This window comes from Enterococcus hirae ATCC 9790, from assembly GCF_000271405.2.
Lineage (GTDB): Bacteria > Bacillota > Bacilli > Lactobacillales > Enterococcaceae > Enterococcus_B > Enterococcus_B hirae.
On record NC_018081.1, the window covers coordinates 950,001 to 968,080 of the forward strand.

Below are 18,080 nucleotides of genomic sequence, written 5' to 3' on the forward strand. Positions count from 1 at the left end.
CCACCTTGCCAAGGTGGGGGTCGCGGGTTCGAACCCCGTTTTCCGCTTTGCCAAAGTAACAACGCCGGGGTGGCGGAACTGGCAGACGCACAGGACTTAAAATCCTGCGGTGAGTGATCACCGTACCGGTTCGATTCCGGTCCTCGGCATTACAAATATGCGCCCATAGCTCAACTGGATAGAGTGTTTGACTACGGATCAAAAGGTTAGGGGTTCGACTCCTCTTGGGCGCGTAGTCTTTTTTATATTTTCGGGAAGTAGCTCAGCTTGGTAGAGCACTTGGTTTGGGACCAAGGGGTCGCAGGTTCGAATCCTGTCTTCCCGATTTTTTATTTTTATTGATTTTTATAGAAATGTATTTTATAATTTAAATGAACTGAATATGCGCCCATAGCTCAATTGGATAGAGTGTTTGACTACGGATCAAAAGGTTAGGGGTTCGACTCCTCTTGGGCGCGTTAATACGGAATCCTGCATTCCGTATTTTTTTATATTTTTAATGATTTCTAAGGGAAAAGTCTTTCTTCTTTCTTTCTGATATTAAATTCGCTATAATTAAGGTCAATATTAGTCAAAGGAATGAGTAAGATGGCGCATCAGAATACCTCGGATTTAATTGAATCATATATAAAAAAGTTTTTAGAAAAAAATGAAATGATTGAGATTCGCAGGATTGAACTGGCCGACCTCTTTAATTGTGTACCTTCTCAAATTAATTATGTGATTAATACTCGTTTTACGATTCAGCGAGGTTATTTGGTTGAGAGTAAACGTGGCGGTGGTGGCTACATACGGATTGCCAAAGTAAGAATTTCTGATAAAAGGCATATGTTGGAACAAGTGAATCAGCTATTCAATGAAACGATTAGTGAAAAAAATGCTTTTGCAATCATCCAAAAATTATATGAGGACCAAATTGTTACTAAAAAAGAAGGCAATTTAATGCTGAGCGCAATTGCCAAAAATACACTGAATGTAGAGGGTGGGCTAGAAGATTATGTTCGTGCTCGAATTCTTCGAGCATTTCTTGAACGATTAAGCTATGAAGATGGGAAGTGAAGATGAATGGAAGAACTTTTTACGCAAAGAGCACAATTAGTATTAGAAATTGCACAAGATGAAGCAAAAAAGTTTAAGCATCAGTCTGTTAGTTCTGAGCATATTTTGTTGTCATTGGTTATTGAACCGAATGGAATTGCTGGGAAAGTACTACGTGAAGTTGGATTAACTGAAACAGACATCTACGAAGAGATTGAGCATTTGATTGGCTACGGTACAATGACTTCATATCCTCAAGGAACCTTTTTACCTTATTCGCCACGCATGAAACAAATTTTTGCATTGGCAAATAGTGAAGTAAGAAAAATGGGTGCTCAAAAAGTGGGAACGGAACATATCTTGTTGAGTATGCTAAGAGATGAAAGTATCATGGCTACTCGGATGATGATCAATTTGGGAATCAGTTTAACGAAAGTCCGACAATCTTTGAAACAAAAAATGGGCATAAAAAATGATAGCCGTAATAATAGTATCCGTCGTAAAAACCCACAAGAAAAGCGTCAAATGGTAAAAGGTACTCCAACGTTAGATTCTTTAGCAAGAGATTTGACGAAGTTAGCGAGAGACGGAAAACTTGACCCAGTTGTTGGGCGTTCAAGAGAAGTAAAACGCTTGATTCAAATACTTAGTCGCCGAACTAAAAACAATCCTGTATTAGTAGGGGAACCTGGTGTTGGTAAGACAGCGATTGCTGAAGGTTTAGCCCAAAAAATCGTGATGGGTGAAGTTCCTGAAGAGATGCAAGAAAAACGCTTGATGATGTTAGACATGGGGTCTTTAGTAGCGGGAACAAAATACCGTGGAGAATTTGAAGACCGTATGAAAAAGGTGATTGACGAAATCTATAACGACGGTCAAGTCATTTTATTTATTGATGAGTTGCATACCTTGATTGGTGCCGGTGGTGCAGAAGGGGCAATTGATGCATCTAATATTTTGAAACCTGCTTTAGCTCGTGGAGAATTACAGACGATTGGTGCTACAACGTTAGATGAATATCAAAAGTACATTGAAAAAGATTCTGCCCTTGAACGACGCTTTGCTCGAATTCAAGTAGATGAACCGACACCTGAAGAAGCAGAAGAGATTTTACGTGGTCTTCGTTCAAGATATGAAGAGCATCATGGTGTAGAAATCACTGATGATGCGATAAGAGCTGCGGTTCATCTTTCGGTACGCTATATCACTTCTCGTCAATTACCTGACAAAGCAATCGATTTGATTGATGAGTCAGCTGCTAAGGTACGCTTAGATAAAACAGATGATCTTTCGGAATCTACAGTAATTAAGTTGGAAATCGAACAATTAGTCAAAGAAAAAGAACGAGCAATCCAAAAACAAGACTTTGAAATAGCAGCACAATTGCGAAGACAAGAAAAAGCATTACACAAAAAATTAGTAAAACTATTGATACTAGAAGAAAAGCAGGAAAATGGTTATGCTGATCGTGTGACTGAAGAAGATGTAGCCACAGTCGTTTCTGAATGGACAGGTGTTCCATTACAACAACTGGAAAAGAAAGAAAGTCAGCGTTTATTGGAATTAGAAGCACTTTTACATGAACGTGTTGTTGGACAAGATGAAGCAGTCAAAGCAGTATCAAGAGCAATTCGTCGGGCTCGTAGTGGGTTAAAAGATCCAAATCGACCAATTGGCTCCTTTATGTTCTTAGGACCTACAGGAGTTGGTAAAACGGAACTTGCCAAAGCTTTATCGGAAGTGATGTTTGGGGACGAGAATTCCTTGATTCGGGTTGATATGTCTGAATTTATGGAAAAATACAGCACGAGTCGGTTGATTGGGTCACCTCCGGGCTATGTTGGGTATGATGAAGGTGGACAATTAACAGAAAAAATTCGACAAAAGCCCTACTCTGTCATCTTATTAGATGAAGTAGAAAAAGCCCATCCAGATGTATTTAATCTGTTATTACAAGTACTAGACGATGGCCATTTAACAGACTCTAAAGGTCGGAAAGTTGATTTTAGAAATACGATCATGATTATGACTTCCAATATTGGTGCAACCCAAATTCGAGAAGAAAAAAACGTTGGCTTCAATGTCCAAGACATTACCAAAGATCATAAAGCCATGCAAAAGCGTATTTTAGAAGAATTAAAGAAAACATTCCGTCCAGAGTTCTTGAACCGGATAGATGAAACAGTTGTCTTCCATTCATTAAGCAAGGATGAAATCCATTCCATTGTTCAAATTATGAGTCGAGCAATCGTCAAACGTTTGAAAGAACAGGATATCCAAGTGAAGATCACTCCGGCAGCAATAGATGTGATCGGAAAAGCTGGTTTTGATCCTGAATATGGCGCTCGTCCAATACGAAGAGCGTTGCAAAAAGAAATAGAAGATCGTTTAAGTGAAGCATTATTAGGTGGAGAAATCCATTTAGGCGATCAAGTGACAGTGGGAGCCTCCAAAGGAAAAATCACTTTGAATGTACGTCTTCCAAAAAAGTATGTAGTTGAATCATAGGAGTTAAAAAAGAAGTGAGAGAATTTTGTTCCACATAACGATTGAAGGTTATGGGCAAAAGGCTCTCACTTTTTTATTTTTTTACTTTTTTCTTGTGAATTTAAATTCAAAAATCCACCAATAAATGTAAGAAGTGTTGGCAACTTTTTTAAGCTATGCTACTATTATGGAGTTGTAGGAGGAGGAAATGATGATCGAAATCATAACTACGGTAGAAACTTTTGAACAAGCAAAAGAATTACTTGAAGCAGGAACAGATACTTTGTATTTTGGCGAGGAACTATTTGGTTTGCGATTACCTGCGTCGTTTACAAGAGAAGAACAACGTCAATTAGTTGAATTGGCGCACACATATGGTAAAAAAGTAAATATTGCGATGAATGGGATTATTCATCCTGAAAAAATGAAAAAAGTACCTGAATATCTACAATTCCTGAAAGAAATTGGGGTAGATCAACTGACAGTAGGTGATACAGGTATCATATATACCATGAAGAAACATCCAGAATGGCGTATTCCCTACATTTTTGATGCAGAAACGTTAGTTACTAGTGCTAGACAAATCAATTTTTGGGCGAAAAGAGGAGCTGTTGGAGCTGTTTTAGCTAGAGAAGTTCCTTTTGAAGAAATGAAAGCCATGGAAGAAAAACTAAATGTTCCGGTAGAAATTCTAGTGTATGGTGCTACTTGCATTCATCAATCAAAACGTCCTTTATTGCAAAATTATTATCATTTTACCAAACAAGAAGAGCGAGTAGATCGTGATCGGGGATTGTTTATTTCAGAACCTAAGAAAGACGACACACATTATTCCATCTATGAAGACACTCATGGGACCCATATTTTTGCCAGCAATGACATCAACCTGTCAAAAGAATTAGGGTTATTGTATCAACATCAGTTCCGTACATGGAAACTTGATGGTTTATTTACCCCAGGAGAAAATTTTGTAAAAATTACCAAAGCATTTGTGGAAGCGAAAGAACAAATCCTTGCAGGTACTTGGAATGAGGAAAGTGCTGAAATATTAAGCAAAAAGATAAGTGAATTACATCCTCAAAATCGTGAATTAGATACTGGCTTCTTCTATATTGATCCTGAAGCCATCAAGTAAGGAGTATGACGAGAAAAAATGACAACAAAAAGAAAATTGAAACGACCCGAAGTCTTAGCTCCAGCTGGGACACTTGAAAAATTAAAGACAGCGATTCATTATGGCGCAGATGCAGTCTATATTGGCGGAAATGCTTATGGACTAAGAAGTCGCGCAGGTAACTTTACCTATGAAGAGATGGCTGAAGGCGTAGCTTTTGCAAAAGCACATAACGCAAAAGTATATGTTGCTGCAAATATGGTGACACATGAAGGAAATGAAGAAGGTGCTGGAGAATTTTTCCGTCAATTACGTGATGTCGGAATTTCTGCCGTAATTGTTTCAGATCCAGCGCTGATTGAAATATGTGCGACAGAAGCACCGGGCTTACCGATCCATTTATCGACACAAGCATCTGCCACTAACTTTGAAACTCTTGAATTTTGGAAAGAAGAAGGATTAGAGCGTGTCGTTTTAGCTCGTGAAGTTTCTATGGAAGAAGTGGCTGAGATTCGTAAAAATACGGATGTGGAAATTGAAGCCTTTATCCATGGTGCGATGTGTATTTCTTATTCTGGCCGTTGTACCTTATCTAATCACATGTCAATGCGTGATGCTAATCGTGGGGGCTGTTCACAATCTTGTCGTTGGAAATATGGATTATTTGATATGCCTTTTGGCCAAGAAAGAAATCATCTGACAGAAAACGGCGAAATAGAAGAAGAATTTTCAATGAGTGCAGTAGATATGTCGATGATCGAGCATATCCCGGAATTGATTGAAAATGGGGTAGATAGCTTTAAGATTGAAGGAAGAATGAAATCAATCCACTATGTCTCTACAGTTTCTAATGTTTATAAAGCTGCGGTCGACAGTTATATGGAAGACCCTGAAAATTATGTCTGCAAGCAAGAGTGGATTGATGAGTTATGGAAAGTGGCACAACGGGAACTTGCTACAGGATTTTATTACAATACACCAACAGAAAATGAACAATTATTTGGGGAACGTCGTAAGATCCCTGTTTATAAATTTGTAGGTGAAGTAATGTCTTATGATGAAAAAACCAAAATTGCAACGATCCGTCAACGAAATCTATTTTCTGTGGGAGATGAGATCGAATTTTATGGTCCAGGATTCACTCATTTTAGCCAAACGGTTGAGGTAATGTACAATGAAGAAGATGAATCCATTGACCGGGCACCAAATCCGATGATGATTTTAACTATGCCAGTGACACAACCTGTAAAACCAGGAGATATGATTCGGAAAAGAAAATAAAAGCATACGCTAATCAATCCAATAAAAATAAAGCATCAAAGTTATATTATCTGTTTAAACGTGTTAAACTTATTTTTTGTAAGGATAAAAAGAGTAGAGAAGAAATTTTTCTTGAAAATTTATCCAAAGTAAGAAGAAAAGCAAGCATCTTCTTAAATTAGGAGGCATAGCATGAAAACGTATGATTATATAGTTATCGGTGGTGGTTCTGGAGGGATCGCCTCTGCGAATCGTGCCGGAATGCACGGTGCAAAAGTTTTATTAATTGAAGGAAATGAACTTGGTGGGACTTGTGTGAATGTTGGTTGTGTACCCAAAAAGGTAATGTGGCAAGCCAGCACGATCCTAGAAACAATGGAACGAGATGCTTCAAGTTATGGGATCCAAGCAGATGTAAAAAAAGTAGATTTTAGAGAGTTAGTTGAAAAGCGTGAGAAATATATTGACTTTTTACATGGTGCGTATCAACGTGGCTTGGATAGTAATCAAGTGGATGCAATTAAAGGATATGCTACCTTTATAGACAGTCAAACCGTGGAAGTAAATGGGGAAACCTATCAAGCAACAAAAATTCTGATTGCAACTGGTGGTAAGCCTAGCAAAATGACGATCCCTGGTGGCGAATATGCAATTGATTCAAATGGCTTCTTTGAGATGACAGAATTGCCAAAACGGACAATTGTTTTAGGAGCAGGTTATATTGCCGCAGAACTTTCTGGTGTTTTACACGGGCTAGGTAGTGAGGTAATGTGGGCGTATCGAAAAGAACGTCCATTACGAACTTTTGATAAAATGCTATCTGATAACTTAGTTGAGATGTATCAAGAAGCTGGGATCAAAACTTACGCTGGACATATAGCTAAAGAAATCATCAAAAACGACAATGAGTATACAGTTGTATTTGAAAATGGTGAACGACTCTCTGGTGATTGTGTATTGTTCGCAGGTGGTCGAGTGCCTAATACCGATCAATTAGGATTAGAAAATACCCAAGTAAAATTAGATGAACGTGGTTTTATAAAAGTTGATAAATATCAAAATACCACAGATCCACATATTTTTGCGGTGGGAGATGTGATCGGTAAAATTGATTTGACACCAGTGGCAATTGCTGCAGGTCGACGTTTATCTGAACGGCTATTCAATGGGAAAGAAAATTCTTATCTAGACTATCACTTAGTACCAACAGTTGTATTTACCCATCCACCGATTGCAACGATCGGTGTAACAGAAGATGAAGCATTGGCTACCTATGGAAGTGATCAGATCAAAGTTTATCGTTCACGATTTACACCTATGTATTTTGCATTGAATGACTATCGACAAAAATGTGAGATGAAATTGATTTGCGTAGGAGAAGAAGAAAAAATCATTGGCTTACATGCAATTGGTATTGGTGTCGATGAAATGTTACAAGGCTTTGCTGTTGCAATTAAAATGGGCGCGACAAAAGCAGATTTTGATGATACGGTCGCTATCCATCCAACTGGTGCAGAAGAGTTTGTTACTATGCGATAGAAAGTATAACTATAGTGCGAGTCCAAAGTTAGTTTTTAGACTAACTTTGGACTCGCACTATATTTTTATGCTGTGATACCGATGTTAAACGAGCAATGATGTAACTCCCTTATGCATAAAGAAGTTCTTTTAGGTTGCTCCAAAAAGCAGAAGTGAGAATTTTTGATATTTTTAACATATTAGTCGAGATCTTTGTTTGATTTAGCTCGATATCAGTTAAAATTAGGTCATATTGATTGATTTTCACATAATCAACAGAGAAAATATTTTCTTGATACATATCAATTTTATATAACGACGGAAATTTTTTTAACAGCAGTTGTTTATAGAAAGACAAAATCCGTTCTTCCTGATAAGAAACAATGACGATGGATAAATGTTTTTTATAAGGAAGGAGTGTTGATAATAATTGTGGAGATAATGTAATCAGTTCTAAAAATAATTCTTCATAAAGTAATTGGTTTTCTTTGATTTCAGTCAAACCGGCTTGTTCGATTGAATTTTCATAAGCTGATAATAGTTTTTCTGATTCTTTGATAAATGTTTGTGATAAAAGATCTATGTATGTCGTCTTAAAGGATTGCAATCGTTCATTAAAATGGATAAAGTCATTTAGTCTTTGTATGTCGTTAGGAGATAAGGTAATATCTATGCCCATATAACGATAAAAACTATGAACTAAATTTTGTAATTTCTTTTGCTCCATTAATTCATCATTTTTTGAATTAAAAAAATATAAATGACTATATGAACTTAATAGGTTATGGACATTTGACTTTGTAATACTAAAATTATATTTCTTTTCAATGATCGAACAAAGAACGGTACTTTTTGTCAATAAGTCAAAAAATAATCGTTCACTTTCGGTTTCTTTTTTTAAAGGGTAATCAATTATGTGTCGTTGTCCGATACGAATAATGGACGTATAAAAATAGTAACTATTTAAAATTAACTTATATGTACTTACTGAAGAAAACGTATGGTTTTTATTATGATAACGTTGTAACAAGTCAAATATATAGTCAAAATGTGGTAGTTGCTGCGGGGTATAAATTTCACGAAACATGCTACAAAAAAAATGCCGTATAAAACTTTCGTCACCTGTAATTTGTAACTGATAAGCAACTTTGATCATGATTGGCCAGTTTCTTTCAGAAAAATATTCATTGATTTTAAAAATAATTCGCCGAATACTGGTTTCACTTAAAAATAATGTTTCAGCGAGTTTTGACAAAACAGGTTCATTAATAAAAATCGTTTTTAAGATTTGAACGTTCGTAGAATGATTTAGTATTTTTTTGATTAAGTCTTCCAGATTCATATCATTAGGCATTTTTAATGTTATGATTTGATACTGATCAATTTTAACGACAACAGGTGAATAGGTGTGGTTAAAAAAAAACAATGTCACTTAATAATGTTTTTTTTGTCACATTTAATTGCTTTGTTAGCGTGTTGCACTCAATTGATGACATACCCAGAAGTAATGCTAACTTGACTTGTCTTTCTGAAGTTTTTTCCAGTATATTAAGTTCTTTCATCATCATTTTGGATTTCAAAATCTTAGAAATCGCTTCCTCCCACCTTTCTCTTATGGTATATAAATTATTTTATCATATATTTTTGTTATGTTAGTGTTTTTTTATAAATTTCTATACTTGTTTTTTATTAACTTTATAGTAAATCGTTAATGGTTATTTGTTACATTGGTTATTATTGTATTTAGTTATTGTTATTTAAAAAATGGAATAGATATATTCTATATGATTGGATTTTTAAATTTTATATTTTAACACAATTCAAATATTTTTGAGAACTTAAATTTCTAAAACTAGAAAAAAACATACGGGAAATTAAAGGAATTGACTGTACGATACTCTTACATGATGTTTAATAGAAGGGAGTTTTGTACTTATGGGGTTACTTGAAAAGCAATTAGAAAGGCAAGTTACCTTACTTTATTTGTTAAATACTAGGTCTTCCAATCTTAACAAACTAGCAAGGAAGCTGACAATTACCGATAAAACACTAATTGCTGATATTGAACACTTCAATGATTCCTATTTTCCTGTTCATATTGAGGTAAATAATCACAAAGAAGTGAGTTTGACGATACCGAACAATGTCAATTTAGATGATATTTTTGTAAAAATACTGAATAATTCAATTAATGTCAAAATACTAAAATACATAGTCATATACGAACCAACACTAACTGAAATTTCTCAATCTTTATTTTTGAGTAAAACAAGTATTCGCAGGATTGTGTCAAAAATAAACAATTATTTTTATACAGAGACCATAAATATTCAGATCGATTTACAAGCAAAATTAATGGTAGTTGGCAATGAAACGGAAATTAGACGTTTATTTGCATGCATGTTTAAAGAGATGTATCGAATACAAGAGTTTGCTTATTTTGATTCTATCTATCAATTAATACGTAGGTGTCTCAAAGCACAAAATAAAACGGCTAGTGCTCCTAAAATTATTTATTCGGTGTATTACATTTTTCTTTCGATCATTCGTATAGGTCACAAACACTTTGTACCGGAAGATGAGTTGGAGAATAAAGAAATGGTTGTCACTGAGCTTTTAACAGTAATTCAAAAAGATACGGTCTTTACAACGTTGATGAGTCAAAAATATAAGTTTAATGTAACTAGAAATAATGTAGCAAATGTCTTAAGTTCCTATTTCGGCTTGCTCTTTACAACAGATACTAATCGCCAGACAATCATGCCTAAGAAAATTGAAACTTTTCTTACTCATTTTTATTATTTACTTAATATTGAAGGATCGGTCAGTAAAAGAACCATCGACTACTTATCTGACTTTATCAATTTTTATAAAGAATTAATGATCTTTAAAGTCAGTTATGCGGATATATTTTATCAAAAAGTGATGCAAAACAATCCTAAGATTTGGCAAGCGTATCATCATTCGCTAGAGGTTGCAGAACTGAGCTTTATTGAAAAAAGTGAATTATTACATAAAGACTTATTTTTGGAATTACTTATTTCTTCCAATCAATTAGTACATATGATCGAACCACAAGTGAAAGAAAAGTCGATTCTGGTTTTAAGTACACAGGAAATTGGTGTCGCTTTACTTTATAAAAATATTATTTTAAACAAGTATCCTTTTTTTAAGCAGATTGATATTTATGAACAAGATGTCTTTTCAATTGATTACCAGGTGTTGAATCAATATGACTTGATACTAACAGATCTCTCCCTGAATTTTGAACGAATCAATGCGGATATTTTAAAAATTTCAAAAGTGCCAACGCCAATTTTTTGGTCGAATTTTGAGGCGTGTTTATATTCTTCCTAAGGACAACTTTTACGAGTGCCATCTTTTTTATTTTTGGAAAAAATAGGATGGAGCCAGCTAGAAAGTCAGGTATGATTAAAATAAACAAAAAATAAAAAATTTAAAGGAGGAAAAAGTGATGGATTCTGAAGATCGTAGTATGTTGTTTCTTTTATGCTGTCTATTTGGGGGCTTGGGATTTTTGACTGTGAAATTATTAAAATTGACTTGGGAAGTAGCGAAGTGGACTGGGGATAAGCTTTGGATAGCAGTAAAATGGACTGGGGTTAACCTTCGAAAAGGATATAAAGTTCTTAAGAAAAAATGGAATAAACGGCAAGAAAGAAAGGCATTGGCCAAAGAAAAACAAGACCTAAGCCAAGAAACAGATAAGGTCCCATTACTTAAAGATGAACAAGTTCCAGAATTACAACCAATTGATAAACAAGTTTCAAAATTACAACCAATTTGGACAGTGGCGAAACAACAAAATCCTGTGGGAGTATCAGATAAACAAGTAGATGACAAAAAGAGTATGAAAGATGCCACTACGGGAGCAGTAAAAACCAGTATAGATACTAAAAATAGACTAACAAATGGTTTCCAAATAAACAACGGTCGTAGTGGAATTGCACATCAGATTTAATAAATTGCGCTATTATGCAATTAGAATAGATCTAGTAGAATGATCCAAGAAGGATGGAGGAGGAATGAACTACTTGGTAAGAAAGAATAAATTGGAGAACGAAACCGGTGAATGGCAAAATAAATCTAATTTAAAGTCAGAGTTTATCAAAGAAGCATCGTCGTTTTCTGTCAAAAAAGAAAATGTCTTTACTCTTTGTGAAAAGTCAATCCAAGAGAATCATGGAGAAAAGACTGCACTTTTAAAAGTGCAAGATATGTTAGATGACTTTAAATTTGAAGTACTTCAACGGATGGCTGGGGATCGCAAAGTGTTTGAATTACAAAGTGAAAAAACTGAGTATGAAGCAAGAATCGAACACGCCGAGGGAAAAATCAGCGGGGAGCAACTTCAACAAAAAATTAATGTATTAGAAAAGGAACAAGAAACGAAGATCGTAAAGCATGAAAGGGATAAGGCCACAATAGAAAAATTAGAAACAAAGGACGTTTTTTTATCTAATAATAGTCATGAAAGTAATGATTATCTTGGAGCCATCGCAATAGATGAAAAAACGAAGTACTTTGAGAATAAAGATCTGGCCGAAATATTAGCTAGTCAGATCAGTCAATCGAAACAAGAACTTACTGGGCTTAAGCAGCACAAACGAAACGAAGTAGCAGATTGTAACAAAAAATTAAATGAATTAAATAATGTTAGTCAGAAAAATCAAAAAATGATTCAAGAGACGTTAAATAAGTCAAATACGCCAAATACGCTAGATAAGGTTAGAGGCCAAACAATAACAGATGTTGTGATTGTTGATAAAATTAAGAAGCTTGTTAAAGAATTCATGAGAACTGAGAATTTTGAAATAATAAAAACGGATACTTTGGAAGAGATGTATGCAAAAGCTACTGCAGTTGATATTACGAGGGAGGAAGTAGAAAACAGAAAGGACAAGGCGAAAAAAGTTCTCGTAGAGACAGCTACTATAAGGAGGAAAAAAAGACAGGATAGGGGGAGTGTATTAGAACAAAATCAAGACCAAATGAATGTATCAGAAAGGGTTGTAGCGTTTGAAAAGAATGGAGAGTCAAAACCCGACCAAACAGTATCAGTAAAAACACCTAATAAAAATGGAAGTAATCTACCACAAGGAAACAAGCAGCAAACGAATAATTCTTTCAATCGATCTGAAGACGATTTACGAGAACAAGTAAAACCTGAACCTATCAATCGCCTAAGTAATAGTAATCTATCAAAAGAGAACGAGCAGCAAACGAATCATTCTCTCGATGAATCAGAAGTTGGTTTGCGAAAACAAGCTAAGCCTGAAATTCAAGCTACTAATAGTCTCCCAAATGGTGCATCAGAAAAGGATTCGGCAAATAATAGACCTGTCAGTGGCGATGTGCAAAGTATAATCAAACAATTTAATAGCAACAAAGAAACCTCTCCCGAGCTCCAGAAAGGTCCTAGAATAACATTCGCTCAAGGACATAGCCAACAAGAAGTGTCTAAACCAAACGGAAATAAGCAGCAAACGAATCATTCTCTCGATGAATCAGAAGTCGTTTTGCGAGATCAAGCAAAACCTGAAACTAAATCTATCAATCGCCTAAGTAATGTATCAGAAATAGTTTCGACGTTTGAAAAGAATGGAGAGTCAAAACCCGACCAAACAGTATCAGTAAAAACACCTAATAAAAATGGAAGTAATCTACCACAAGGAAACAAGCAGCAAACGAATAATTCTTTCAATCGATCAGAAGACGATTTGCGAAAGCAAGCTAAGCCTGAAATTCAAGCTACTAATAGTCTCGCAAATAGTGTATCAGAAAAGGATTCGGCAAATGATAGACCTGTCCCTGGCCATGTGAAAAATCTAATCAATAAATTTAATATAGAAGAAAAAGACTCCCTCGTGCTCCGGAAAGGTCCTAAAGCAAATTTTATTCATGGACTTAGCCAACAAGAGGAGCGTAGACCAAATAGAATAGCAAGATCTAGATCAGTTAGTCACACATTACATGAAGTACATAGAGAACAAACAGATAAAGGTCGCCGAAATAGTGCACCAGAACTCACTACGCCATCTGAATCTCCATTACGTTCAGAAGATCGAGAAACATCTTCACCCATGTATGATGACAGTCTTCATGAACGGCATTTAAAATTATCAGATTTTGAGTTAGATCCAGAGAAAAAACCATTTGATGATACACAATTTGACAAATTTCAAAGGTTTGAATATGATATTCCATTGCGTTACATTGGAAAGTTACGGAATTTAACCAATTCAGAACGTGTACTATCATCCTTATCTACAACTCAAGATTTAAAGACTCATGACAAGTTAGTTCGTAGAAATTCGGCTCCCGGAGTAATGACGGAACAGTCTATACCAAGTCACAGTTTTGACCAATTTGACCGAATTCTTATACCAAGAGTTAAATTGCGTTATGTTAATGGTCAAGTTAGTTTACCAAGGAAATTTACAAATCAAACTGCTGAACTCAATAAATTTCCAGAATTAAGCAGTTTTACAAACCGAGTTCTAACACCAGGAGATTCCTTAGACCAATCACCTGCTTCAAACTTAAGACGAAGCAATTCAGAACGTGTACTATCATCCTTATCTACAACTCAAGATTTAAAGACTCATGACAAGTTAGTTCGTAGAAATTCGGCTCCCGGAGTAATGACGGAACAGTCTATACCAAGTCACAGTTTTGACCAATTTGACCGAATTCTTATACCAAGAGTTAAATTGCGTTATGTTAATGGTCAAGTTAGTTTATCAAAGGAAATTACAAATCAAACTGCTGAACTCAATAAATTTCCAGAATTAAGCAGTTTTACAAACCAAGTTTTAACACCAGGAGATTCCTTAGACCAACCGTCTACACCCAATAGCGATTCAGAAATAAATAATCTTACAAATCAAGTTCCACTACCAAAGGATTCTTCAGATATACGTTCAGTATCAGAAGGTGACATGAACCAAACTTCTATGCCGGAAAACGTCAACAGTACATTAGATGAAACAGATAGTGTGAAAAAATCAGTTTCGGTTGAGGATCTAAAGTTAGCATACGTAGAAAGATTACGATCTCAGGTCGCGTTTGTCGAACAAAAGATAAAGCACGATGAAGAATTAAAAAAATATGGACCGTACAATAATTTTTTCCTTGATCAATCGAAGAAGTCTAAAGCAGCAAGATCTAAGATAGAAATCGATCTTACTAGAAATAAAACACTGTGTGAAGGTCTAAAGACAATTCTTGGCGATGAAAAAAAATTAGCTGAATTTTTAGAAGAGATACAACCAAAGGATCCTCAGGTGCTAGCTAAGGAACTCGAAAATGTTAAGCAAGATACGGCAGAATTGAAAGGAAAAGCCGAAGAGTTAAAAGAAATTACTTATAAAGATCTTAAAAAGAAATGGTATCAGGTGCTGACCCGCCCTTCATTTTATTTGTTTTTAGCAAGACAAGTACTGTGGGTTGCACCGATGGCGTTTTTTAGTGCGATGGCTGGCGCTCTTCCGCTAATGCCTACTGGCACACAATTATTACATGGATCCGCTGTAGTCAACTGGTTAAGAGGCGTGATTATTGGTAGTTATGTCGGTCAACGTTTAGTAAATGCCGTACCTAAAATCATTCCACGTACTTCCAAGAGAGTCCAACGATTTGCTAAGGAGAGATTTCCTAAGACAGTGGCAGCGCTAGAAAAAGGTTCAAAAACAATTGCTAGACCTTTTAAATCCATCGGAAAATCTGTGCGCTCGACAGCTAGAACAATTGGTCGACCTTTAAAACCAGTCGGTAAAGTAGTGGCTAGACCATATAAATTTGGTAAGGAAAAATTAAGTAATCTTAACGCTAAAACCTTTGTTCCAATCGGAAAGAAAATAAAAGAAACATTCGATATTGCCCATTCTGAAAAGCGTTCATCAGAAGAAAACCAAAATCTGAAAAAAGGGTTGGATGCTAACGGACAGCGGTTGCCGTTTGCTACTCGAGTAAAAAATGCGGCATTGATGACGACAACCAATTTCGCCAAACGTTTATGGAGAAATAAAGTGAAAACGTTAATTGGAGTCGCCTTATTTGTTGGGTTAGCTACTTTCGGCTTACCTTTACTGTTAACCGCAGCTCTTCCAGCGATTTCTGGTACACTTATTGCTTCAGTAGCAGCTATAGCAGTTCCTGCCCTTTTTACGTTGCTAGGTGTGTGGGTTGCTGATAAATACTTATTGAAACCCCTGCAAAATCGATTAGCTAATCGAGAAAATGCGAAGCGTGAACAGTTATTTACCGAACGCTCAACTAAAGTGCAAGAACTAGGACAGCACCACTCTCTTACCCCTGACTTTAATACGCGAGTAGCACGAGTGGCTCAGATAGACAATGAAAAGCAAACAGCTGAAAAACAGAAAACGCAGACGAGCCAAAAAACGAAAGAACAAGAATTAAATCGGACGAGTGTATCTTCCATTTCTACTTTGAATAAACAAACAGAAACTGACAAAGTAAGATTAAGGGATTCTGTTAGTAGAGTGCTGAATAATCCAACTAATGAAAAACAATCTAGTGGACGAGCATCATTGAGCAGTAAAAATGATCACCAGCGATCGGAGGGCTACGGACGTTAGGGATAATATCACATAAACGCTATATTCAAATTAAGTAACGAAAGGGATGAACAAACACTTGAGAAAGTCTCAATATGTTTTATGGGTAGTCCACGTAGTTGTGGTGAGTACATTAATGTATATAGGGAATCGTACATTTTTTTTATTTACGATTGATCAAAATACAACCGTAACATTTGTGGAAAAAATAGCTAGATCTTTTCTTCACGCAGTTGATGAAATAGCTAGTTTTTCCTTTCAATTCTCATTTAACGTAAAGTCATTACTGGGAGGGTTCGCTTTTGTTCTTTCTTATGGATTACTAGTATTATACAAAACGTTTGATGAAAAAAAAGTACGCCCAAATGAAGAATATGGAAGTGCAAAATGGGGGAAATTTCGAGATATCAAACCATTTTTGGCGAAGAAAAAGAGTTTTAATATCATATTGACTAAAACAGAGAGTTTATCCCTGTCAGGACGAATGAAAATTACTGGTAAAGATAATTTTAACCGTAACAAAAATGTCGTTGTGGTTGGAGGAGCCGGTAGTGGTAAGACGCGATTTTATGTAAAACCGAATCTGATGCAAATGCATTCTTCCTATGTAGTCAGTGATTCCAAAGGATTGTTATTGATGGAAACAGGAAAAATGTTTGAGGAAGCGGGTTACAATATCAAAGTCTTTGATTTGATCAATCGGCGTGACACCCATCACTACAATCCATTTAAATACATAAGAACGGAAGACGATATTCTAAAAATCGTAAATAATTTGATTAAAAACACTTCAAATCCTGATAAAAAAGGTGGCGATGATTTCTGGGAAAAGGCAGAGACTGCTTTATTAATGGCGATTTTTAGCTATTTGATCCAAGAAGTCGTTGAAGAAGATCGCACATTAGGAAATGTGATTGAATTGGTACGTCTAGCAGATATTGACGAAAATGTTCCTGGATTCGTCAGTCCTTTAGACGTGCTGTTCAATGAGTTAGAAGAGAAAGATCCAACAAACTTCGCGGTTGCGCAATATAAAATTTTCAAACTATCAGGGGATAAGACGACCAAGAGTATTTTAGTTAGTTTAGGGGTAAGGTTGTCTCCGTTTGATATTCCTAGTATCAAAGACTTGGTCTCTAAAGATACATTAGAATTGGACACTATTGGGGATCGGAAAACGATTTTGTACATCTTACTGCCAGATACAGATACCAGTTTTAACTTCTTAGCCAGTATGATGTACCAACAGCTCTTTGATATGCTGGTCTACAAAGCAGATAATATTTATAAAGGACGCTTACCATGTCATGTTCGCTGTATTCTAGATGAATTTGCCAATATTGGTCAAATTCCGGATTTTGAGAAAGTTATTTCGGTTATTCGAAGTCGAGAAATCTCAACAAATGTGATCTTACAAAATATTAGTCAGTTAAAAACGTTGTATAAAGACACTTGGGAAACCATCATCGGTACGAGTGACGTCTTTTTATATTTAGGTGGGATGGAACAAAGTACGCATGAATATATTTCTAAACTTTTAGGTAAAGAAACGATCGAACAAAGAAATATCAGTGTCACTAAAGGCTCAAATGGATCATTCAATGAAAGTTTCCAAAAGTTGGGGCGTAATTTGATGGACCCCGATGAAGTAGCCAGTTTGAAAGGGCAACAATGTATTTTAAAAATACGTGGAGCAAATCCTTTCCTGTCTGAAAAATATGACATTGTCAAACATAAAAACTATAAAAAATTAGGGGATGTGACAGACTCATATATGTATGAACGTAATCTCTCTACACCTTCCACTACGTAACATACATATGTAATTATCAGGAATTTAATCCTTGTCAATGATGCTGAGTGAAACTAGTAGAAGATGATATAAGGACTGTCTGGCACTCGGAAATCATGGTGAATCCAAAAGTAGCTTCTTGTTATTTTGAGCATTTTTGATTTTTCGACTTATTTTCAGGAATCAATTCTTAAGCGCTGTGCATTTATTTGAAAAAAATGGATAGATGTTCCAAGTTTTGTAGATGAATCAATCTATTGTGTCCAAA

At 35.6% G+C, this 18,080-nt stretch carries 10 protein-coding genes and 5 tRNA genes (1 of these 15 only partly in view); 14 read left to right on the top strand and 1 reads right to left on the bottom strand.

What is annotated here, in order from left to right; genetic code table 11:
* From EHR_RS04610 to gor, 10 genes are all read left to right on the top strand, one after another.
* Positions 1 to 47: transfer RNA gene (locus EHR_RS04610), tRNA-Gly, on the top strand; it begins 25 nt to the left of the window's first position.
* A 16-nt stretch (positions 48 to 63) separates the two neighbouring features.
* A tRNA-Leu gene (locus EHR_RS04615) sits at positions 64 to 149 on the top strand.
* A 10-nt stretch (positions 150 to 159) separates the two neighbouring features.
* Positions 160 to 233 (top strand) — tRNA-Arg (locus tag EHR_RS04620).
* An 18-nt stretch (positions 234 to 251) separates the two neighbouring features.
* Positions 252 to 325 (top strand) — tRNA-Pro (locus EHR_RS04625).
* Between the two features lie 59 nt (positions 326 to 384).
* Positions 385 to 458: transfer RNA gene (locus EHR_RS04630), tRNA-Arg, on the top strand.
* A gap of 130 nt (positions 459 to 588) precedes the next feature.
* Positions 589 to 1,059 (top strand): CtsR family transcriptional regulator, encoded by a 471-nt coding sequence (locus EHR_RS04635; protein WP_010737205.1) that lies wholly within the window; start codon positions 589 to 591, stop codon positions 1,057 to 1,059.
* 6 nt (positions 1,060 to 1,065) lie between these two features.
* Positions 1,066 to 3,546, top strand: a complete 2,481-nt coding sequence (locus EHR_RS04640) for an ATP-dependent Clp protease ATP-binding subunit (protein ID WP_010737206.1) — start codon at positions 1,066 to 1,068, stop codon at positions 3,544 to 3,546.
* Positions 3,547 to 3,736: 190 nt separating this feature from the next.
* Positions 3,737 to 4,660, top strand: coding sequence for a peptidase U32 family protein (locus EHR_RS04645; RefSeq protein WP_014834383.1), 924 nt, complete (start codon positions 3,737 to 3,739; stop codon positions 4,658 to 4,660).
* Positions 4,661 to 4,678: 18 nt separating this feature from the next.
* Entirely contained in the window at positions 4,679 to 5,920 is a 1,242-nt protein-coding gene (locus EHR_RS04650) for a peptidase U32 family protein (RefSeq protein ID WP_010720714.1), read from the top strand.
* A 171-nt stretch (positions 5,921 to 6,091) separates the two neighbouring features.
* A complete protein-coding gene (gor, locus tag EHR_RS04655) occupies positions 6,092 to 7,438 on the top strand; it encodes a glutathione-disulfide reductase (protein ID WP_010737208.1) in 1,347 nt (448 codons plus the stop codon).
* Between the two features lie 109 nt (positions 7,439 to 7,547).
* On the opposite strand, the gene EHR_RS04660 is transcribed toward gor, so the two are convergent.
* Positions 7,548 to 8,849 (bottom strand): helix-turn-helix domain-containing protein, encoded by a 1,302-nt coding sequence (locus EHR_RS04660; RefSeq protein WP_010737209.1) that lies wholly within the window; start codon positions 8,847 to 8,849, stop codon positions 7,548 to 7,550.
* A gap of 503 nt (positions 8,850 to 9,352) precedes the next feature.
* Between EHR_RS04660 and EHR_RS04670 the strand changes: the two genes are divergently transcribed.
* From EHR_RS04670 to EHR_RS04685, 4 genes are all read left to right on the top strand, one after another.
* A complete protein-coding gene (locus EHR_RS04670) occupies positions 9,353 to 10,774 on the top strand; it encodes an AcpB/EbpR/MafR family transcriptional regulator (protein ID WP_010737210.1) in 1,422 nt (473 codons plus the stop codon).
* A 118-nt stretch (positions 10,775 to 10,892) separates the two neighbouring features.
* A complete protein-coding gene (locus EHR_RS04675) occupies positions 10,893 to 11,399 on the top strand; it encodes a hypothetical protein (RefSeq protein WP_010737211.1) in 507 nt (168 codons plus the stop codon).
* Between the two features lie 64 nt (positions 11,400 to 11,463).
* A complete protein-coding gene (locus tag EHR_RS04680; protein WP_016249924.1) occupies positions 11,464 to 16,041 on the top strand; it encodes a coiled-coil domain-containing protein in 4,578 nt (1,525 codons plus the stop codon).
* A gap of 46 nt (positions 16,042 to 16,087) precedes the next feature.
* A complete protein-coding gene (locus EHR_RS04685) occupies positions 16,088 to 17,833 on the top strand; it encodes a VirD4-like conjugal transfer protein, CD1115 family (RefSeq protein WP_010737214.1) in 1,746 nt (581 codons plus the stop codon).
* Positions 17,834 to 18,080 lie beyond the last annotated feature (247 nt).